At 69.7% G+C, this 19,361-nt stretch carries 18 protein-coding genes; 3 read left to right on the forward strand and 15 right to left on the reverse strand.

Annotated elements, in window-relative coordinates; all coding sequences use genetic code 11:
- Nucleotides 1–189: 189 nt before the first annotated feature.
- The 9 genes from ACIRP2_RS17025 to ACIRP2_RS17065 form a co-directional block, all read right to left on the reverse strand.
- A complete protein-coding gene (locus ACIRP2_RS17025) occupies nt 190–1,011 on the reverse strand; it encodes a discoidin domain-containing protein (RefSeq protein ID WP_404250983.1) in 822 nt (273 codons plus the stop codon).
- 302 nt (nt 1,012–1,313) lie between these two features.
- Entirely contained in the window at nt 1,314–1,847 is a 534-nt protein-coding gene (locus ACIRP2_RS17030) for a phage tail protein (RefSeq protein WP_351081646.1), read from the reverse strand.
- Nucleotides 1,848–1,852: 5 nt separating this feature from the next.
- A complete protein-coding gene (locus tag ACIRP2_RS17035) occupies nt 1,853–3,811 on the reverse strand; it encodes a putative baseplate assembly protein (protein ID WP_404250985.1) in 1,959 nt (652 codons plus the stop codon).
- On the reverse strand, nt 3,808–4,221 hold the full coding sequence (locus ACIRP2_RS17040; protein ID WP_404250987.1) for a GPW/gp25 family protein: 414 nt from the start codon (nt 4,219–4,221) through the stop codon (nt 3,808–3,810). Before ACIRP2_RS17040 ends, ACIRP2_RS17035 begins: the two co-directional genes overlap by 4 nt.
- 6 nt (nt 4,222–4,227) lie before the next feature.
- Nucleotides 4,228–4,521, reverse strand: coding sequence for a PAAR domain-containing protein (locus ACIRP2_RS17045; RefSeq protein WP_351081652.1), 294 nt, complete (start codon nt 4,519–4,521; stop codon nt 4,228–4,230).
- A gap of 36 nt (nt 4,522–4,557) precedes the next feature.
- A complete protein-coding gene (locus ACIRP2_RS17050) occupies nt 4,558–6,549 on the reverse strand; it encodes a VgrG-related protein (protein ID WP_404250990.1) in 1,992 nt (663 codons plus the stop codon).
- On the reverse strand, nt 6,549–7,355 hold the full coding sequence (locus tag ACIRP2_RS17055; RefSeq protein ID WP_404250992.1) for a peptidase M23: 807 nt from the start codon (nt 7,353–7,355) through the stop codon (nt 6,549–6,551). The genes ACIRP2_RS17050 and ACIRP2_RS17055 overlap by 1 nt, the downstream gene beginning before the upstream one ends.
- Nucleotides 7,356–7,360: 5 nt before the next feature.
- Nucleotides 7,361–7,798 (reverse strand): phage tail protein, encoded by a 438-nt coding sequence (locus ACIRP2_RS17060; protein ID WP_351081658.1) that lies wholly within the window; start codon nt 7,796–7,798, stop codon nt 7,361–7,363.
- Nucleotides 7,799–7,839: 41 nt separating this feature from the next.
- Entirely contained in the window at nt 7,840–8,307 is a 468-nt protein-coding gene (locus ACIRP2_RS17065; RefSeq protein ID WP_404250994.1) for a hypothetical protein, read from the reverse strand.
- A 76-nt stretch (nt 8,308–8,383) separates the two neighbouring features.
- On the opposite strand from ACIRP2_RS17065, the gene ACIRP2_RS17070 reads away from it, so the two are divergent.
- Nucleotides 8,384–8,851 (forward strand): hypothetical protein, encoded by a 468-nt coding sequence (locus ACIRP2_RS17070; RefSeq protein WP_404250996.1) that lies wholly within the window; start codon nt 8,384–8,386, stop codon nt 8,849–8,851.
- 793 nt (nt 8,852–9,644) lie between these two features.
- Here ACIRP2_RS17070 and ACIRP2_RS17075 read toward each other — a convergent pair.
- From ACIRP2_RS17075 to ACIRP2_RS17090, 4 genes are all read right to left on the reverse strand, one after another.
- Nucleotides 9,645–9,788 carry a DUF6760 family protein gene (locus ACIRP2_RS17075; protein ID WP_093896703.1) on the reverse strand — a complete coding sequence of 48 codons (144 nt, stop codon included), beginning with the start codon at nt 9,786–9,788 and terminating at the stop codon, nt 9,645–9,647.
- Nucleotides 9,785–10,243, reverse strand: coding sequence for a hypothetical protein (locus tag ACIRP2_RS17080; RefSeq protein WP_404250998.1), 459 nt, complete (start codon nt 10,241–10,243; stop codon nt 9,785–9,787). Before ACIRP2_RS17080 ends, ACIRP2_RS17075 begins: the two co-directional genes overlap by 4 nt.
- The gene (locus ACIRP2_RS17085; RefSeq protein ID WP_072488539.1) at nt 10,243–10,686 is read right to left on the reverse strand and encodes a phage tail protein; all 444 of its coding nucleotides are present in this window, start codon (nt 10,684–10,686) and stop codon (nt 10,243–10,245) included. The genes ACIRP2_RS17080 and ACIRP2_RS17085 overlap by 1 nt, the downstream gene beginning before the upstream one ends.
- Nucleotides 10,687–10,763: 77 nt before the next feature.
- Nucleotides 10,764–12,314 carry a phage tail sheath family protein gene (locus ACIRP2_RS17090; RefSeq protein ID WP_404251000.1) on the reverse strand — a complete coding sequence of 517 codons (1,551 nt, stop codon included), beginning with the start codon at nt 12,312–12,314 and terminating at the stop codon, nt 10,764–10,766.
- Between the two features lie 263 nt (nt 12,315–12,577).
- Between ACIRP2_RS17090 and ACIRP2_RS17095 the strand changes: the two genes are divergently transcribed.
- Nucleotides 12,578–16,531: a hypothetical protein gene (locus ACIRP2_RS17095; RefSeq protein ID WP_404251002.1), complete on the forward strand. Its 3,954-nt coding sequence runs from the start codon at nt 12,578–12,580 to the stop codon at nt 16,529–16,531.
- Nucleotides 16,528–17,088 carry a hypothetical protein gene (locus ACIRP2_RS17100; protein ID WP_404251004.1) on the forward strand — a complete coding sequence of 187 codons (561 nt, stop codon included), beginning with the start codon at nt 16,528–16,530 and terminating at the stop codon, nt 17,086–17,088. The genes ACIRP2_RS17095 and ACIRP2_RS17100 overlap by 4 nt, the downstream gene beginning before the upstream one ends.
- A gap of 90 nt (nt 17,089–17,178) precedes the next feature.
- Here the strand turns inward: ACIRP2_RS17100 and ACIRP2_RS17105 are convergent, their stop codons facing one another.
- Together ACIRP2_RS17105 and ACIRP2_RS17110 are read right to left on the reverse strand one after the other, a co-directional pair.
- A complete protein-coding gene (locus ACIRP2_RS17105) occupies nt 17,179–18,456 on the reverse strand; it encodes a cytochrome P450 (RefSeq protein ID WP_404251006.1) in 1,278 nt (425 codons plus the stop codon).
- A complete protein-coding gene (locus ACIRP2_RS17110) occupies nt 18,453–19,232 on the reverse strand; it encodes an alpha/beta fold hydrolase (RefSeq protein WP_404251008.1) in 780 nt (259 codons plus the stop codon). Before ACIRP2_RS17110 ends, ACIRP2_RS17105 begins: the two co-directional genes overlap by 4 nt.
- Nucleotides 19,233–19,361 lie beyond the last annotated feature (129 nt).

A 19,361-nucleotide genomic window follows, 5' to 3' on the forward strand; every position in this document is an offset into this window, starting at 1 on the left:
GCTCGGCGGGACGGCTCGGCGGCACACCGTACGCACGGCCGTACGGTGTGCCGACAGCGCGGCCCCAACTGCGCGAAGGACGGGAAGGGCGCCGAGGAGAGAAGGGCGCGCCGCCACCGTCCTCGTTCCACGGAGCCTGCGTGCGGCGCTGTTGCGTCGGTGCGGGCCGCTCCACCCGCTGTGGCGCGCTCAGGACCTCCGGCCGAAGAACTCGACCTCCGCGACGGCCAGTCGGCGGCCGGGCCCCGCCCCGTAGGTGCTGTCCGTCGTGAGACGGGCCCGGACGATCTCCGAGCCGCGCAGGTCGAAGGTCTGCTGACCGGGCTGGTCCTTGACCCTGATCTCCTTGCTGACCCGGCTTCCGTCCGCGGAGGTCAGCAGGACGGTGACCCTGGCCGGGCGGGCCTGGGTGAGGAACTCGTCCAACTTGGCCGACCTGCCGGAGAAGACGACGAGCTTGAGCACCCGTACCGGCTGCTCGAAGTCGCACTCCAGGTACTGGCTCACCCCGGTGTCGGGACCTGCGGCCGCGGGCGCCCAGTAATGGTTGGTGTAGCCGTCGAACGCCGCGCCGGCCGGGTGGCCCGGTGCCGTGCTGGAGGCCCGGAACCGGGTCGGCGGCACCGCCTCCGGCGTCCCGGTCTCGTCCTTGGCGAAGCCGAACCAGCCGGACACGTGCGGAAGCGCGAACCACACACCGCACGCCACCACGATCAGCGCGATCGGAAGCGCCAGGCCGGGGCGGCGCCACAGCCGACGCCGCGGCCGGGTACCGGCGGTGGGCGCCTGACGCGGTCGGCGCCGGAGGATCCGGCGCCACCACGGAGGCCGGACGTCGGGCGGCGGACCCGGGTCCAGAAGCAGTGCGCAACGGATGCACAGGGTGCGGTCCGGGGCGTTCTCCGTACGGCAGTTGGGGCAGCGGACCAAGGCGGCGGGGGGCGGACCCGGCGGTGCGTGCGGGGGGCTCGGCGGCACGTCGGGCAACGCCTCGGGCCCCGGCACCGACACGTCCGGCTCGTCACCCGGGCGACGGGGGGCGGCCGCCGCGGCGGCACCGGGCGGCGCGGGGAGCGGTCGGGGCTCGCTGTGAGGTCGGGGCTCTGGTTGAGGTCGCGGCTGCGGCTGGGGTTCGGGTTGAGGTTGGAGTGATGGTTGAGGCTGGGGCGACGGCTGGGGCTCGGGCGGCGGCTGGGGTGCCGGGGCCGGGGAAGCCGAGGAGCCGTCGGCGGACCCCTCCCACTCCAGGAACGCCCGGCACGAGCTGCAGAACTGCGTCCCCGGCGCATTGCTCTGCCCGCACGTCTCACAGATCACGAGACCTCCAGGTCGAAGCCCACATGCGCCGGTATCTCCGTACGGATCAGCTCCTCCAGCCGCACCCGGTCGACCTGGTACGGCTGCGAGGCCCGGACCCGGACCGTCACCCACGGCCGCGGGCCACCCGGGAACTGCGTGTGCGGTGTCGACGACCACGCCGTTCCGCCGCTCTCGACGATGTCCGGCTCGATCCCGGTCTCCAGGAACACGGCCTCCGAGAGGCCGCGCCGGGTGCCGCGCCTGCTGTGCCGTTCGACCGCGCCGCGCACCGTCGCGCGCCGCTGCTCGACCGGGTGGTCCTCGTGCGGCTCGACGGCCACCCACCGGGCCAACCAGGCCAGGAAGTCCTCCGGCGCGCTGCGCGGGTCGAGGTGGGCGGGCAGATTGTCGATGGAGAGCAGGACCGGGGCGAGTACGTCGTCGAGCGCGGCGAGGAACCGGCGGAGGAAGTCCTGCTCCAGGTAGACCGCCGGGAGCTGTTCGATCAGCGGGTGCGGTGTCGGCAGGCCGGTCACGGCTGTACGCATGACGGTCAGGCCTCCCGTACCCGGAGCTGGTGCTCATAGCTGAAGACCAGCGCGTGCCGGTCCAGCGCGATCTTGGCGGTGGGTTCGCCGCGCTCCCCGGTCACGGGGTCCGCGGGGAAGAGGCGGACGTCCTCCACGAGGTCCACGCCCGGCACCTGTTGCAGTACGGCGAACGCCTCGCCCGACTGGACCGGCCGCCCGAACGGCCAGCCCTCGCCGCCCGGCCCGCCGCTCAGCGGGTTGAAGTAGCCGTACAGGGCCGCCAGCGCCTCCTCCCGTACCCGTTCCGGCACGACGCCCCTGCGTGCCTGCACCGAGGCGACCACCGTCACCCCCTGGTAGAAGGGCGGTTCGACCACCAACCGGGCACCGATCGGGCGCCGTTCGTCCAGGTGGCCCGCGATCAGGGCGAGCGTGTGCTGCGGCGGGACGAGCTCGTCGAACCGGATCCGGCCCTGCTCGTCGCTGCGCCCGGCCGGCACCACGAGCAGCCGCACCCCGCCCGCCTCCACGTCCGAGTCCCCGCCGGCCGGGATGCACTGCACCCTGGACGCGTCGGGGGCCACCTCGCGGGCCAGCAGCTCGTAGTCGTGCGGGACGACCGCCCGGTGCAGCGTCCGCAGCGTCATCGGCCCGCGCACCCGCGCGCTGTCCACCGTCTCGCCGTCGACGCCGCCGAGCGCGGGCCGCCGGTTCTCCACCCGGGCCACGTAGGGGATGGCGCTGCGCAGCACCCGGAGCGTGGAGCGCGCGACATTGCCGCGCAGACCACCGCCGGTACGGTACGCGCGCACCCGGACGGTGGCGCCCTTCGGCGGTACCGCGCCGTAGTAGCGGATGGACCCGTCCCGCTCCCGTACCGCCGGGCCGAATTCGACCCGCCCCGAGTTGGGGTCGAGCGTGATGTGCCGGTCGTCGGGTCCGGAGTGCGCGAAGTCGTCGACGCGGGTCCACTCCGTGCCCTGCGGACCGCCGGCCGGGTCCGCGACCTCGACGACGAAGTCGCCGGGGACCACGGGCGGGCGGCTCACCGTGAAGGTCTGTCCGGGTACCCCCTCGGCCGGGCCGAGCACCTCGTCGGCCACGGTCTCGGCGTGTACGGCCCCGACGGTCGCGCCGATCGTGAACGCCGTGATCCGGCGCACCACCGGAGGGGCCATGTACGTGGGCTGCCCGGGTTCGGCCTCCACCAGCCGGCAACGCAGCCAGCCGCCGGTCCGGCGCACGACGACGGCAGGAGTGTGCCCCTGCGGCAGGTGCAGGATCAGTTCCCCGGACCGGTTGAAACCGCCGGTGTCGTCCTTCTCGACCTCGCAGGCCGTCCAGGCGCTGCCGTCCCAGGCCTCCCAGAGCAGCGGCGGCCTCAACGGGTCCACACCGACCCCCTCGACCGCGCAGTCCAGCCGCAGCACGACGACCCCCGCCGGAACGGCGGCCGACAGCCCCACATAGAGCGCGTCGCCGGGCGTGGGCGTGGTGTCGAAGCAGGGGACGGCCCGGCCCAGGGCGAGTTCCTCGGTCCGGTCGACGGCGTCGCCGGACGTCGGCCAGGTCGCGAAGTGGGCGAACTCGCACGGCACGACGGACAGTTCGCGGACCGTCGTGAACACGACCGCCTCCTCCGTCTCCGTACGGACGGTCGCCACCTCCGTACCGGCCCTCACCCGCACCGGTTCGGACTGCGGCGCGGAGAGCCGGAACGTCACATCGGTGTGGGCGGCCGTGGGCGGGTGGAGCCGGACCCCGATCAGGTCGAGGAAGGTCAGATAGCTCTTCTCCGGAACCCGGTTCACGCGGTAGACGAGCTGGTCGACCATGGTCGCGAAGGCCTCGATGAGGGTCACACCGGGGTCGGACACATTGTGGTCGGTCCACTCGGGGCAGCGCTGCTGGACGAGCCGTTTCGCCTCGTCGACCAGGCCCTGGAAGCGGCGGTCGTCCAGATGCGGACTGGGCAGCGTCACGCGCCGTCCACCTCCTCGTGCTGCGGAATCACATAGAACGGAAAGACCAGGTTCCGGGGGTCGTTGGCGCCCCGGACGGTGTAGCCGATGTCGATGTACAGGACCCCGTTGTCCACCTCGTCGAAGCGGACGACGACCTCGGCGACCTCGATGCGGGGCTCCCACCGGTCCAGTGCCAGACGTACCTCGTACGCGAGCTGTCCGGCGGTGCCCGCGTCCGCCGGGGCGAAGACGTAGTCGTTGATCGCGCAGCCGAACTCCGGCCGCATCGGCCGCTCGCCCGGCGACGTCGCGAGGATCAGCCGGATCGACTCCTCCAGCTCGTGCTCCCCGCGCACGAGGGCGATGGAGCCGGTGGCGTCGGTGTGCGGCGGAAACGCCCAGCCCGCGCCGATGAACTGCTGTCCCATGGACGCTCAGCCTCCGATCAGCACCGTCGGGCACCCGGACACGACGGGTGAGCCGCAGGCGGCGAGGTCCCCGACACGTGCGGCGGGCTGCCCGCCGATCAGCACCGTGGCGCTGCCGGGCGGCGCCAGCGCGGACGGCGGATGCACCGCGGGCGGCGGCGAGGCGCACAGGTGCGGGGTGCCGACCGTGGCGGCGGGGAGGCCACCGATGAGCACGGACGGGACGCCGGGCGGCCCGACGGTGCCGGGGTGTCCGGTGGGGTCGCCGACCCGTGCGGCTGCCGCCGCGGCTGCTGACATGGAAGTCCGGTCCTCTCGATCGGCGCGTCCGCGCGGTCAATTGATCTTCACCAGCGGCGCGTTGATGGCCAGGGAGCCGCCGCCCTTGATGTCCGTACGCTGCGTTCCGTCGACCGCCACCCGGGCACCCCGGACATCGACCGTGCCGCCGGTGGAGAGCTTGACCTCGCCGTTCCCGCCGTCGACGTCCACTCCGCTGCGGGACTTCAACGTGACGCTTTCACCGCTCAGTTCGAGGGTTCCCTGGCCGCCGTCCAGCGCGACCCCGCGCGCCGCCTTGATGGACACCTGCTGCTTGGCCTCGATGTTCACGCTGCCGTCGCTGTTGATCACGATCACGGTGCCCCTGCGGTCGAGATCGATCTTCAGCTTTCCGTCACCGGTCAGCAGGCGTACGCCCTGCGGTCCGTCCGCGCCGTCCAGGAGTTCCAGCTGGTTCCCGCTCTTGGATGCGACCGAACGGCGGTTGACGGCCCCGCTGGTCGGGTCCACCAGCGGCGCACCCCCCGCGGAGCCGGATGTGGACGGGGCGCCGGTCACCGCGTCGGCCACCGCACCCGCCGCGCCCGTCGCCCCACCACCGCTCGGTCCCGCGCCTGCGCCACCACCGCCGCCACCGCTGCCTCCCGACGGCCGGTCCTTCCCGTTGTACAGACCGGCGAGAACGAACGGACGGTCCAGGTGCCCGTGCTCGAATCCCACCAGCACCTCGTCCCCCACCTCGGGGATGAACGCCTCGCCGCCGCTCGTCCCGCCCGACTGCGCCGTACGCGCCCAGTCGCTCGCGTACTCGTCCGACAGCCAGGGAAACCGCACCTTGACCCGGCCGGATCCTTCCGGGTCGTGGGTGTCCGTGACCGTCCCGTTGACCAGACCCGCACATCGCGACCCGCCACCGGGCCCCGCTCCGGACCCGCCGGAGCCCGGCCCTCCGCCGGTCAGCCCGAACAGCGAACGCTCCTGCTGCCCGGAGACCGTGAGCCAGGTCTCGTATCCGCGCACCGGGTCGAAGACGTGCCGCGAGGACGTGACCGTGTACCGCCCCTCGAAGGGCGCACCCACCGCGTTGAGTGCCACCGCGCTGCCCGCCCGCACCTCCGGATTGCCCCGGATCACCGCCTCCAGCTCCGCGAACGATCCGGCGATCCGTTCCGCCAGGGCCTTCGCCGCCTGGTCCACCTGCGCCTGTGCCCCGTACGCCGCGTCCGTGACCACGAAACGCGCCTCGCCGAACGGCGCGGACACCTCGGCCGCGCTCACCCCCAGCTCCAGCGTCGCCGACCTGCCGGCGGGCGCGCGCCCGACCAGTGGCTGCTTCGTCCTGACGTCCCAGCCGCGCACCTCGACCTCGGAGACCTGCTCGGCGGAGGACACCCCGGCCCGGCAGCGCAGCAGATTGCTGCCCATCTCCAGGACCAGCGGGTCGCGGTCGGCGCGCGCCGAGCCGTCGGGGGCTCCGCTCGCCTCCGCGGGCCGGGTGATGTGCAGCTGCCCGTCGAGCACGTACGCCTGGGCGCCGGCCTCCTCCGCGAGACCGCGCACGAACTCCCAGTCGGTGACGTTGGGCTGGGCGATGTGTTCGAGTACGGGCCCGGCGACGTCCACCGTTCCCGGCTTCAGCCCGGCACGCTGAGCCACCTGGGCGCACACATCGGCCAGCGTCATGTTCTGGTAGCTGGCCACCCGGCGTCCCCGGAACAGCCGGTGCGACTCGTCGAGCCCGCGTACGACGGTGAACGTGCCGGTCTCGTCGAGCTCCACCTCCAGGGCGGTGACCACCCCTTTCAGCAGCGGCTTCGGTGCCGTGTCGCCGCCGGCGCGGGCCAGCAGCCGGGCCTCGCTGCCGATCTTCAGCCCGGTCTGCTCCAGCAGGACCCGGTCGGGGTCACGGAAGCGCAGAAGAAACAGGTCGGGGAGCGTGCGGCTGTCGTCGACGTACCCCTCGACCAGGGTGTTCACGAACCTGGACGGCAACGGCCGGCCGCCGAACTCCACCACCAGCGCCGACGCGACGCCCGGCTGCGCCATCAGGACCGCCCCCTGTCCCGGGCCTCTTCGAGCCGGTTCAGCTCGTCCAGCGCGGGAAGGAGCAGCTGCCGTCCGGGGGCCAGCCGCATCGGGTCGTCGATCCCGTTCGCCTCCGCGATCACCCGCCAGGCGGCCGGATCGCCGTACTCGCGCTGGGCGAGCGACGGCAGCGAGTCCCCGGCGTCCAGCCGGTGGACCCGTCGGGCCGCGAGGGCACCCGAGGTCGGGTTCTGCCCCGGAGTGTCCCCGCTGATCTCCTCCATGGTCACCTGGCAGACGGCCCGGATCGGCACACCCGACGTGGTGAACAGGGTGTACTTCGCCTGCACCTGGCTCACATAGCCCGGGAACCCGGTCAGCCCGCCCCAGTGGAAGACCACCCACGGCGGCGACGAGCGCTGCTGCTGACGCGTCTCGTTCGTCGGCACACAGCACGCGAAGAGCTGCTCGACCGAGGTCACCACACGGGTGTCCTGGGTGTCGCTGGCGTCGAAGAACATCTCCACGGTGAGCTTGCTGGGCTGCGAACCCTGGTACTCCGGCGGACCCGAACTCTTGGCACCCTTGGCCGGGCTCCGCTTCCAGGAGGCGGCCTTGGTGAGGCTCAGCTCCTTGGGGTTGAACTGGAAGTCGATCCGTCCGCACGGGCCACCGGGCGTGAGACCACCCCCGGTCGGCGGCGTCCGCAGCTCCAGATAGGCGTGCTCCAGCTTGGGCCGGGCCGAACCTCCCCTGCCCGCCTTCGCCGCCGCACCGGCCCCGGACGTACCGGCGGCACTGAACGCGATGGGACCCGCACCACTCACGACGCTCAGCCCTCCATCACATAGCCGTGATGGGCGATCTCGATCGTCTCCATCGCGACCTTGGGTGATTCCGGGGTGAAGGACGGGCCGGTCCACCGGACGGGCACGACCTCCAGCAGCCCCCACTGGGCCACCTTCCGCCCGTCCCCGGTCCTCGCCTCGATGTGCGCCGTCTTGCGGCTGAACCCGGTCGTCATGGTGGCGAACCAGCGGGCGACCTTCTCGGTCTCCTTGGTCAGCGGCCTGGACAGCTTCACGTTCGAGTACTTCAGCCGGGTCGGCAGCTGCCACAGATGCCCGTTGTTGCCGCCCTCCTCCCGTGTTTCGAGCACCACCTCGCACCCCAGCCCGTCACATGTGTTGAACGACCCGAGCTCGATGTCGTCGATCGTGACGACGAAGCAGACGCTGACGGCGGGATCCTCGTCCTGGGCGGTGGCCATGGCGCGTACCTCTCAATTCCCTGTGTTGTCGCTGCCGTTCGTCAGTGCCGGGTGTCGATGAGAAATCCCGCTCGTTCGCGCTCCAGCCGCAGGTCCGCCTTGAAGAGCCGGCTGAGCGGTGTGTACAGGGCGCGTACCAGCTCGTCGGTGACGACGGGGGCACCTCCTGGGGCGCTGCCGTGGACGGGCGCTCCGGGTGCTCCGGGCGTGCCGGGCGCTCCGTGGTCCTCGGCCGCCGGTCCGGCCTCCGGCTCGGGTTCGGGCACGGCTTCCCGGGGCGGATCCGGTGGCGGTGGTTCCTCGGTCTCCGTCTCGCGCTGGACGACGGGCGGTGCGTACGGCGGGGGCGGCGACCCGAAGACGACACTGCCGTCGGCCATCCGCTGCGCCACCCCGGCCGCCACGGCGACCGCACCGGCCGAGGTGAAGGACGACGCGGAGGACACGGAGGGCGTGTGGGTGGCGGACGGCTCGGCACGGCCACCGGAACCCGGCAAGGAACGGGGCACCGGTGGCCCCCCTGCTGCCTGGCGCTGCAGGGCGGGAAGCGGCGGGGAAGGCGCACCCGTCCCCGGCCCCGGCGCCGTGACGGTACGTTGCAGTGCCGTCGGCACCGACGGCGTCGCCTCCGCCATCGGCGGCGCCCCCGCCCCGCCGGGCGTCCAGCGCACCGGAACGGCATCGGCCGGGGACGCGGGCCCGGGGTCGACCCCCGGTCCGGGCCCCGGCACCGTCCGCGCACCGGCCGGCGGAGACGGCGCCACCCCGCCCACCGCTGAACGCTGTACGGCGCCCGGCCCACCGCTTCGCCCGTTCTGGAGCGCCACGGGCCGGTCGGCGAGCAGCGGGGCGACCGGAGCGGTGCTCGGGGGCGGCGCCAGGGGGGACTGCGACGGCACCGCGGGAGTCCGCTGCACTGCCGGTGTGCGGGCCGGCGGTGCGGAGGGCAGCAAGGTGGCGCCCGACGCGGCGGGAAGCAAGGGGGAGTCGCCGAGCAGCGGCGCGGTGGGCTCACCGGAGTCGGGGTCCGGCTCCGGCACCGCGGGCACCTGAGCCGCCTCGGGGACCTCACCGGCCCCACCGCTCCCGCCGTCCGCCGTGCTCCGGGCAGCCGGAATCGCCCCGGAATCCGGACCCGGAGCGTCAACGGCCGCCTGTCGCTGCGCCGTTGGTGGCAGTGCGGACAGGGGAGCACCGAGCCCCGGTGCACGCCGGGGCGAGCCGGGGGCGGGCGGCATCACGGAGCGTTGAACGGGCGGGGACGGGGCCGGGCTCGCGGGCGCGGGCGCAACCGATCCGGATACTGTCGATCCGGATGCAGCCACAAGAGGCTGCTCACCCACCAGTCGGCGCACCGGCAACTCCGCCACGGCCGACTCCCCGGCCGACGTCATCGCGGACGCAGCACCCGGAACAGCACGCTGCAGGGGCACGGACGGAGGAACGGACCGGGGAACGGACCCGGCCCCGACCGGCAGCTCCACCGAACGCCCCACGGACCGCTGCACCGGCGACGAACGGTCCACGGTGGCCGGGGCAGTGATCCCGTGCACCAGCCCCGTGGGCGCGTCCGGGCTGACCAGATGGCCGAGGGGCGTCCCGAGCGAGGCGTCCTGCCGGGTGGAGAGCGACCCCTGGAACCCGGAAGGGTCGATGACCAGATCCTGAGCTCCCAGCGTCCGCTGCATGGGAGGCAGTTCGGACAGATCGACCCGTTCGCGCGGCACGGCCGGCAAAGCGGCGCCCGCGCTTGCGGTCTCCGCAGCCGTATCCGTACCCGTGCGCCCGCCACCGCGCAGCCAGGACATCAGGCCCATGGGTTCTCCCGCCCTCCCTGCGCTTTCCGCTACTGCCCGTTGAGGCGAGCGATCTGCGCGACGAACCTCAGTCGTTCCGGGTGCTCCAGGTCCAGCAGCTCATCGAGCGGCCAGTGGAAGTGATAGGCGAGGTACGCGACCTCCTCGTAGAGCAGGTCGGCCGCGTACGTCACGATTCCCCCAGGCGGCCACCGGCGAGATTCACCGCGAACTCCTCGTCGCAGGAAGGACAGGTGACGGCGGCGCGCGTGTGTCCCTCGGCGTTGATCCGCCGGTAGAAGTCCTGGAGGAAAGCCAGGTCGGAGGCGAAGAGGTCCTCGATGATGCCGGGGTGGATGTCGTCGATCGTGCCGATCCGGGTGACGACCCGGGCGATGAGCACGACCGAGAGGTACGCGGAGTTCTCCCGCACCCGGTCGTCCCGCAGCGGAACGAGTTCGTCACGTGCGGTGGCGAGCCGCATGACGCCCGTATGGTGCACGACACCCGCGTCGTCGACGTACCCGCGCGGCAGCTCGAAGGTGAACTCGGTGCGCAGTGGCTCCCGTTGGCCGGACCGCCCGCTCCCGCCCGCCGGGAGATGCGCGTCCGGCCGTTCGGGGGCCTGTGCCGGAGCCGTACGCCGCATCAGTCGAGTTCCATGCTCTCGTAGGTGATCGCGAGCTTCTCCGTCAGGACCGAGGTGTCACCGGCCTTGAGGGTGCCGATCTCCAGCGACTTCGGCCAGGCGTTGATGAGCTTGTAGCGCTTGATGGCGATGCCCTCGTGGTCGTACACGATCACCGCACCGTTGCGGCGGGCCGCGGTCATCCGGCCGAACCGGGAATCCTTGATCCACCGTTCGAAGCTGTTGTCCTCGGTGAGCCCCCGGGTCACGGTCACCTCGCCCGCCTTCGGCCGGCCCGGCAGCTTCTTGATGGCGTAGCGGCCGTCGGCGGTGTTCTGCTTCAGCTCGATGACGTCCTGCTCCATCTTCAGACCACTGACCTCGGTGATCTGCTTGATGACGACGCTGTCGAATTCGAGGCCGAAGGAGGCCCCGACGGTGCTGTCGAGATCGGGAAGTGGCACAACAGGCTCCTTTACCGCTCTTGCCGCTTGGTGGACCTCAGGACGGCCGCGCTGCTACGGCCCGGCGCCCGGCCGCGCTACTCGTCGACGCCGCCGGTGCCCCCGGTCAGCTGGGAGAGCCGGAAGACGACGAACTCGGCCGGCCGGACCGGCGCCACCCCGATCTCGCATATGACCTGACCTGCGTCGATACTTTCGGGCGGGTTGGTCTCGCGGTCGCACTTGACGTAGAACGCCTCTTCCGGCGTGAGCCCGAACAGAGCGCCCTTACGCCATTCGTTGACCAGGAACGCCGAGACCGTGCGCCGGATACGGGCCCACAGGGCGTCGTCATTGGGTTCGAAGACCACCCACTGCGTGCCCGCCAGGATCGACTCCTCCAGGTAATTGAAGAGGCGCCGGACATTCAGATAGCGCCAGGCCGGATCCGACGCCAGCGTGCGCGCGCCCCAGACCCGGATGCCGCGTCCGGGGAAGGACCGGATGCAGTTCAGTCCGATCGGGTTGAGCAGATCGTGCTCGCCCTTGGTCAGCTGGGTCTGCAGGGCGACCGCCCCCCGTACGACCTCGTTGGCCGGGGCCTTGTGCACACCGCGCGACTCGTCGTTGCGGGCCCAGACCCCGGCGATGTGGCCGCTCGGCGGGACCAGTCGCGCGCGCCCCGACGAGGGGTCGGCCACCCGGATCCAGGGGTAGTAGAGCGTGGCGTACTTCGAGTCGAAGTTGGCGCGGTCGGTGCGCCAGGCGCGGATCTGCTGCGGGCTGAGACCCGGCGGCGGGTCGAGTACGGCGACGCGGTCGCCCATCAGCTCGCAGTGACTGATCAGTCCCTGCTGCACGGCGATGACCGACTCCAGGTCCAGCAGCCCGCGCTCGTACGCGCTCATCAGGTCCGGCACGGCGATGGTCGTGACCTCTTCGACCGCTTCGAGCCCGCCGAGACCGGTCCGGCGGTCGGGATCGCCGACGTACACCTCCGGGGTCAGCGCCCCGGCACCGGGTGACGCGGGCGCCGCCGGGGCCAGGGTCACGCTCTGCGGCTCGGGCCTGGCCGGGGCGGCACCGCGGGCCGTCTCGCGTATCTCGATGAGCTCCGACTTCGCGTTGACCCGGGTGGCGACGTTCTCCTTGCTGCGCTTGGTCGTGACGCCCGGGTACGTCTCCGCAACCTGCCCGTCCCGCTTCACGACCAACTGGAAGACGTCGGAGGGCGGATCGTCTCCCTCCGCCGCGGCCACTTCGACGGTGATCTCACCGGCCGCGCCGGGTCGGGGCTTCACCGCGTACGGTCCGAGCTGCGTCTCCGATCCGGGGGGCAGCTGTCCGGCCGTGGCGTCGTTCCCGTCCTCGGCCGGGGGCTCCGTACCGTCACCGATGCGCACCACGTAACAGACACCGCCACCGTTGGTGAAGAAGCCGTGGACGGCGGCGGCGAGATACGTACCGTCGACGAAGTCACCGAACGTGCCGGCGAACTGGCTCCAGTTCGTGATCAGCGTCGGCTCGTCGAACGGGCCCTTCTGCGCGAAGCCGACGAAGGCGGCGACCGAGGTGCCCACCCCTTCGATCGGCCGGGATCCGGACTCGATCTCTTCGACGTAGACGCCCGGGGACAGGTACGACGGCATGTGAGTCTCTCCTTGGCCGGGGAACGCCCGCAATTCTTGCGACAGCCGCGATCACCGGGAACGGACGCACGGCCGCCCGCCCGTGCACGGGCCGCTGCCCGATCAGGCAACGCGCACGCGCTGTACGGCCCAGCGGGCGCTGCCCCCGGCCGCGTCCCCGCGCACTGCGTACCCGATCCACCGCCCCGGCACCCTGGGACGGCTGTCGGGCCTGGTGGCGCCGAGTGCCGACTGTCCGGGGACGTGGTGGGCCGGGAGGGCGGATGAAGGAGGTTCCGGAGAAGGATCCCGCCTCCGTGTCCGGCCGTGGCGGTACCCCCCGGCGCGACGACGTGCCACTGACGCCCGAGGTGTCGCGTTCGCAGACGCCCCCGTCCCACCACCCCGTCGACAGCCGCCCGCCCGGGGACCGCCCCGCCCCCGACCCCCGCAGCCTGCAGCGACTGCAACGCGCGGCGGGCAACAGCGCGGTCTCCCGCCTGGTGGCCCAGCGCTACACCGCGCCCGTGAAACCGTCCCCCGCCCAGGCCCCCGGCTTCCGCAGGGTCAAGGCCGACGTCGCGGCGAAGCGGACCAGGATCGCCGTCCACGCCCCCGCAGCCACCGAGTCGAAATCGGCGCAGGACGCGGCGGTCGCGCCTCCCGACGACAAGGAGGCCCAGGGCAAGGCGGCGAACGCGGAGAAGATGAACGCGGCCAAGCCGGGCGAGTTCAACAAGCAGGCGTTCATCGACGCGGTGAACAAGGCGATCGACGCGCAGGCCCCCAAGAACCTCGACCAGGCCGACAAGTTCTCCAAGTCCGGCAAGGCCGACAAGATCAAGGACGAGGTCGACGGCAAGGTCACCGACGGCAAGAATTCCTCCGCCAAGGACATCGACACGGCGACGAAGGCCCCGCCGGACACCTCGGCGGCCAAGGACAAACCCGTCACGCCCCTGTCCCCCGACCAGCCCCCGCCCAACCCCGGCGCCCCGTCCGCGACCGACGCGATCCCCGAGAAGCAGCCGGCCTCGGTCACGGACTTCTCCCAGGGCCCCGCCGAGAACGACAAGGCCCTGGCGGACGCCGAGGTCACCGAGGACCAGCTCGCCAAGGGCAACGAGCCGGAGTTCGACCAGGCCCTGTCCGCGAAGAAGACGGCCGAGGCCGACTCCGCGAAGGCCCCGGCCAAGGGCAGGACGGCCGAAGCCCAACAACTCTCGACCGCGAAGGCGGGCGCGGCGGCCTCCGGTGCCCAGGCCATGAACGCCCTGACCGCGACCCGTGCCTCGGCCGGCAAGCAGGTAGACGGCGGCAAGGGCGAGACGAAGTCGAAGGACGAGAAGAGACGCGCCGAGGTCACCGCGAAGCTGCAGAAGGTCTACGACGGCACGAAGAAGGACGTCGAGGAGACCCTGTCCGGACTGGACAAGAAGGTCGACACCGCATTCACGACGGGTGAGAAGGCGGCCCGGGACGCGTTCACCGCCGACCACAAGCGCCGGATGAAGGCCTACAAGGACAAGCGCTACTCAGGCATGTTCGGCCCGGCGAAATGGGCCAAGGACAAGATCATGGGCATGCCGAAGGAGGCCAACGACCTCTTCCAGGAAGCCCGCAAGCTCTACGTGGCGAAGATGCAGACGGTCATCTCGTCGGTGGCCGACATCATCGGCGCCGAGCTGGGCAGGGCCAAGGTACGCATCGCCAAGGGCCGAACGGAGTTGAAGGCCGAGGTCGACAAACTCCCAGCCGACCTGCGTCAGTTCGGTGAGGACGCGGCGAAGGACTTCGCGGGGAAGTTCGAGGACCTCGAAGCCACGGTCAACGAGAAGTCCGAACAGCTGGTCCAGGACCTCGCCAACAAATACACCGCCGCCCTGAACAAGGTCGACGAGGAGATCAAGAAACTCCAGGAAGCCAACAAGGGCCTCGTCCAGAAGGCGAAGGACGCGATCGTCGGCGCCGTCAAAACGATCAAGGAGCTGACGAACCTCCTCCTCGGCATCCTCGCCAAGGCCGCCTCGGCCATCACGAAGATCATCAAGGACCCGATCGGTTTTCTGGGCAACCTCGTACGAGCCGTCGGCGCGGGCCTCAACCTCTTCATCACCAACGTCGCCGAACACCTCAAAACAGGCGTCGTCTCCTGGCTCCTGGGCACCGCGGTCAAGGCCGGCCTCGAACTCCCCCAGAAGTTCGACCTCAAGGGCATCATCCAGCTCATCGCCTCCCTCCTGGGCCTGACCTGGGCGAACATCCGCGCCCGCATCGCCCGCAAGGGGATCCCCGACCAGGCCATGAGCGCGGTCGAAACCTCCGTCCCCGTCGCGAAGAAACTCGCCACCGAGGGCCCCGCGGGCGCCGTCAAGGAAATCGAATCGGAGGCCGGCGACCTCAAGGCCACCATCCTCGAAAAGCTCACCAGCTACCTGATCCCCACCGTCATCATCGCCGGCATCACCTGGATCATCTCCCTCCTCAACCCCGCCTCCGCGTTCGTCCGCGCGGTCAAGGGAATCATCGACATCGTCACGTTCATCGTGAACCAGGGCGCCCAGATAGTGGAGTTCGTCAACGCGGTCCTGGACGCCGTCATCGCCATAGCCAACGGCGGCTCGGCAGGCGTCCCGAAGATGGTCGAGGCCGCCTTGGCCGCCAGCGTCCCGTTGTTGATCGGCTTCCTCGCCTCCCTGCTGGGCATCGGCGGCCTGGCCAACAAGGTCAAGAGCGTGTTCCACGCGGTGGCCAGGCCGGTGAACAGGGCCATCGACAAGATCGTGGGGTTCATCACCAAAGCAGGAAAGAAACTCTGGGCAAAGCTCAAAGGCAAGGGCAAGAACGCGAAGGAGGCCGACGACGAAAAGGAGGCACAAAAAAAGAAAAAACAAGAGCTTCCTGCGGCCATGCGTCAGGCAAGAGCCATAATATCCAAGCACGAAAAAAATGACTCACCGGTGAACGCGGTAACCACAGAATTGCTCACACTGCGGGGAAAGTTCTCTTGGATAAAAGGATTCGACGCAACAAAGAAGGGCGTCGGATTCTCCCTGGCAATGAAGGCGAGCAATCACCCACTGGGATCATACAGCGATATCGAGAACATAAAGGATCAGCTTGACAAATTCGGCCCCGGTTTCATCAAAAAAGTCCACACCCATTGGTGGGACCACCAAATCAAGAAGCCAAAAATCGAGTCGGGTCAGCTATGGGGAAGGAGCGTCCTCGATCAGACCGAAACCAGAGCGACGGACTATCTGAAACAAGACAGCACGGCACATGATGTGAAAAAGAAATTCTACGAAGGTAACAATCGCGACATAAACGCGGCCGCATTCGAAGGTCACGTCTTCGGGGTGAAAAGCGGCATACGAAGGAACGTCGTTAAGCTGCTTGGAGATGCAGCCCTGAAAGAGCTGAAGAAACAAGGCCGACAAGCCGCTCGCGACATCCCCGACACCCGCACGATCCTCAGATCGATGAAGTTCCTTCCAAATCGGGAAACTTACGGGCTTTATGAACCTTTCCCGCCATCTCCGGATGAACGCGAGCATAACGAATTCCGTCCTGTTTCCATCGTTCTGGACCGGGCGAGAAGCACCCCCGACAAGGGGGTGACCATAGTGCGGACGGCCGCAGGAAAGACGTTCACGATCACCCAGGACTTGAAGAACGGTATGGAACTTCAGGTGGAGGGAGTGGACCTGCGGCTCAAAGAGCCCGGCGACCCGCGAGGCGTGACACAGGACTCTCCAGGGTTCATAGCCAACCAGAACCTCAACCGCTCTCATGTGATTGCCGACTGGTTCGGCGGCTCGGGCTATCGAGACGCGCTCAACTTGGTGACTGCCAGCGATCACTACAACAAAACGGTCATGGGCGACGCAGAGTCGGAAATAGCGACTGAGATCCTGGCATTTGCCGAGAAGCACAATCTGGCACGAGGGCAAGTGTCCATGAACCTCAAAGTGACCGTGACATTCGGAGAACTACTGAAAGACACCTTCATGAGGAACATTCAGAATCAGGAGTGGTACACGGCCGGCGACTCGGAATCAGAAGCCCAGCTGAAGAAGCTTACGAGCATACTATTGACCCCCCCGGTGAGACGCGTCATGGGCGTCTTGTACTCGTTCACGCTTACGTCTACAGTTTCCGATGTCCCGGCCGAGAAAGATTCACGCCTGATTCAGTCCGATGATCACCTCTTCATAAGAAGGAGTGCAAGTCAGTGACCAGCATGGAAGATGTCGTGAAATTCTTCAATTCCTACCTAGATATCGATTACGCTGGAAATGTAGCTGTCTATTCGGAATCGGACGAGGTGGTGAATGAGCGCCGGGACGCAAGCATGAAATTTTGGCATGAAGTCCCGGGTGCCCAGCTGTCACCTGGATTCGGCAGGCCGATGGGAATGCCATCCGAACAATTGGCTCAGCTGGCCGCGAACGTACATCTGGTACGCCGCACATTGTTCCTGGTCGCTGAATACAGCGACACCACTTGGGGAACTCTCTACGCCGGATACATCGGCGGCGACAGGGCAAGAACAGCTCAGTCGTACGGCGGACTGCTGTATGCGGCCGAGATCGAGGGCCAACTCAAGATCATCGCGTCATACCGGGAAGACATCGACAAGCTGCCTCCGCCCACGCACTGGCGTCACTCACAAGGCGCGGAAATCAGCTCTCCAAACACTCCGGTGTCCCTCCGCGCCCTCGAAGCACCAACAGGGCGAGCTGCGCATCGGCAGGACTGGGACGCACTCCGGAACGCCGCCACCGAACTCTGAGTTCTACCGGTGCCCACGAAGTCGCCGGTGGGCAAGGGTGCCGGGGCCCGCCGACATCTCTGTCATCTTCACCTGAGAGCCAAGCAGTTGTCAGCCATCGGCCAACCGCACAGGCAGCGACTTCACCCCGTTGATGAAGTTCGACACCAGACGACGCGGCGGGCTTACAAGTTCGAGGGATGCAGGGAGAAAGCGGCGCGCCTCCTCGTACAACGCTCCCAGCTGCAGCCGCGCGAAGTGCGCGCCCAGGCAGACGTGCGGGCCGTCGCCGAAGGAGACGTGGGGGTTGGGGGTGCGGGTGAGGTCCAGGACGAACGGGTCGGGGAAGACGCGTTCGTCGTGGTTGGCCGATGCGTGGAAGACGACCACCTTGTCACCGGCGCGGATGTGGGTGCCCGCCAGGTCCGTATCCCCGGTGGCGGTGCGGCGGAACGTCAGGACCGGGGGGTGGCGGCGGAGGAGTTCGTTCACGGCCGTCGTGAACCCGACCTCGCCGTCGCGCAGGCGGCGGTACGCGTCGGGGTTCTCCGCCAAGAGGTGCATGCCGCCGGGAGCCGCGCTGCGTACGGTGTCGTTGCCTGCCACCACCAGCAGGAAGAAGAACATCTCCAGGTCGGGCACGGTCAGTTCGGGGTCGGTGGCGAGCGCCGTCATGACGTCGTCGGCGGGGTGCCGGCGCTTGTGGGCCGCCAGGGCGTGCGCGTAGTCGAACATGTCGCTCAGGGACGAAGGGGAACGGGGGTTGACCGGTTTGCCGTCCGGACCGAGTGGTGGCGTGCCGGCCTCGTCCGGGTCCTGATAGCCGATGACGCGTTGCGTCCAGTGGAGGAGGAGCGCGCGGTCTGTCTCCGGTACGCCCAGCAAGTCGGTGAGGTTGAGCAGGGCGTAGTCGTCGGTGACCTGGGCGACGAGGTCGCAGGTGCCGTCGCCGGCCCGTGCCTCGGCCATCGCTGTGGTGAACAAGGAACGGGCGCGTTCACGGACAACGGTCTCGAAGCGGTCCACGCGCCTCGGGGTGAAGGCGCGGCTGACCAGTACGCGCAGGCGTCGGTGGTGCGGCGGGTCCTGGTTGAGCATCATGCGCCGGATGAACGGCAGGTCGGCCGGGTCCGGGTCGCGGATCTGAGTGGCTCCCAGGTATGAGGAGTACGTCGAGGAGTCCTTCAGGACCCGGACCACGTCCTCGTGCCGGGTGACCGCCCAGAAGCCGGGGCCCGCCGGCCAGCCGAGCACCTCCGGCTCCTCCTGCCAGGAGACGGGGTGGTGGTCGCGCAGGTGGCGGTAGCTGTCGTGGGGGATGCCCTGCCCGTACTGCCTGGGGTCGAAGACATCCGGTACGGGCATTTCGGCGCGGCCGGGACCGCTCATGCCTCCGCATCCGCCCGCAGGAAGTCCTCCACCACACGGATCAGGTCGAGCGGGGCCTCGTCCATCGCGTAATGGCCGCACGAGGGAAGCTCCACCAGTTCGGCCCGGCGGAACCAGCGCATCCAGGTGGCCCGCTGCAGTTCGGCGGAGAGGGCCGGGTCCAGCGCGCCCACGACGGCGAGTGCGGGTACGGGCGAACCCTCGATCCGGTCGTGGAAGTCCTCGCCCGCCCAGGAATCCAGCCAGGCCCGGAACGCCTTGGCGTCGCTGCGTTCGACCGAGCGGCGCACCATGCGGTCCAGCCAGCCCGCGGGGCGTCGGCCCCCGGTGGTGGTGTCGAGGATGATCCGCCGGTTCTGCGGGGTGTGCGCCGCCCCGGCGAAGAGTTCCCACTGCTCGGGCGGGAGGGGCAGGCCGGACGCGGGGACGGGCGAGACCCCGACGATCCTGCGCACCCGCTCCGGCGCGGCGGCCAGCGTCCGCTGGACGACGGAGCCGCCCATCGAGTGCCCGATCAGCGAGAACCGCTCCCAGCCGAGCCGGTCGGCCAACGCGAGCACGTCCGCGGCGCCCTCTGCCGTCGTGTACGTGCCGTCCGCGTCCCTGGCCTCGCCGTATCCCCGTAGATCCACCACCGCGTACTGGAACGCACCGAGGTCGAGGTCCGGCAGGACAGGGGCGTACGCGGACCGGTCGGCCAGCCAGCCGTGCACCGCTATCACCTTGTGCGGGCCGTCGCCGTGCAGTTCGTGGGGCAGAACAGGCAATGCGGTCACGCTGACTCCCGTCGTCGTACGGAGAGGAACCGGGCGATCACCGACCGGCCCTGACCACGGTGGCGGCAACCCAGATTTCGTGCAAGGCCCCCGACGAGCAGGCGCGACACGAGGGCACAGAGACCGTGC

The organism is Streptomyces sp. NPDC101194, from assembly GCF_044767885.1.
GTDB lineage: Bacteria > Actinomycetota > Actinomycetes > Streptomycetales > Streptomycetaceae > Streptomyces.

What these genes read in the sequence shown, in the direction of transcription:
- ACIRP2_RS17045 (WP_351081652.1), bottom strand. Translation starts at nt 4,521, where the DNA reads ATGTCAGCAGCCGCGGCGGCAGCCGCACGGGTCGGCGACCCCACCGGA.
- ACIRP2_RS17080 (WP_404250998.1), bottom strand. Translation starts at nt 10,243, where the DNA reads ATGCGGCGTACGGCTCCGGCACAGGCCCCCGAACGGCCGGACGCGCAT.
- ACIRP2_RS17060 (WP_351081658.1), bottom strand. Translation starts at nt 7,798, where the DNA reads ATGGCCACCGCCCAGGACGAGGATCCCGCCGTCAGCGTCTGCTTCGTC.
- ACIRP2_RS17095 (WP_404251002.1), top strand. Translation starts at nt 12,578, where the DNA reads ATGAAGGAGGTTCCGGAGAAGGATCCCGCCTCCGTGTCCGGCCGTGGC.
- ACIRP2_RS17105 (WP_404251006.1), bottom strand. Translation starts at nt 18,456, where the DNA reads ATGAGCGGTCCCGGCCGCGCCGAAATGCCCGTACCGGATGTCTTCGAC.
- ACIRP2_RS17090 (WP_404251000.1), bottom strand. Translation starts at nt 12,314, where the DNA reads ATGCCGTCGTACCTGTCCCCGGGCGTCTACGTCGAAGAGATCGAGTCC.
- ACIRP2_RS17050 (WP_404250990.1), bottom strand. Translation starts at nt 6,549, where the DNA reads ATGGCGCAGCCGGGCGTCGCGTCGGCGCTGGTGGTGGAGTTCGGCGGC.
- ACIRP2_RS17030 (WP_351081646.1), bottom strand. Translation starts at nt 1,847, where the DNA reads ATGCGTACAGCCGTGACCGGCCTGCCGACACCGCACCCGCTGATCGAA.
- ACIRP2_RS17040 (WP_404250987.1), bottom strand. Translation starts at nt 4,221, where the DNA reads ATGGGACAGCAGTTCATCGGCGCGGGCTGGGCGTTTCCGCCGCACACC.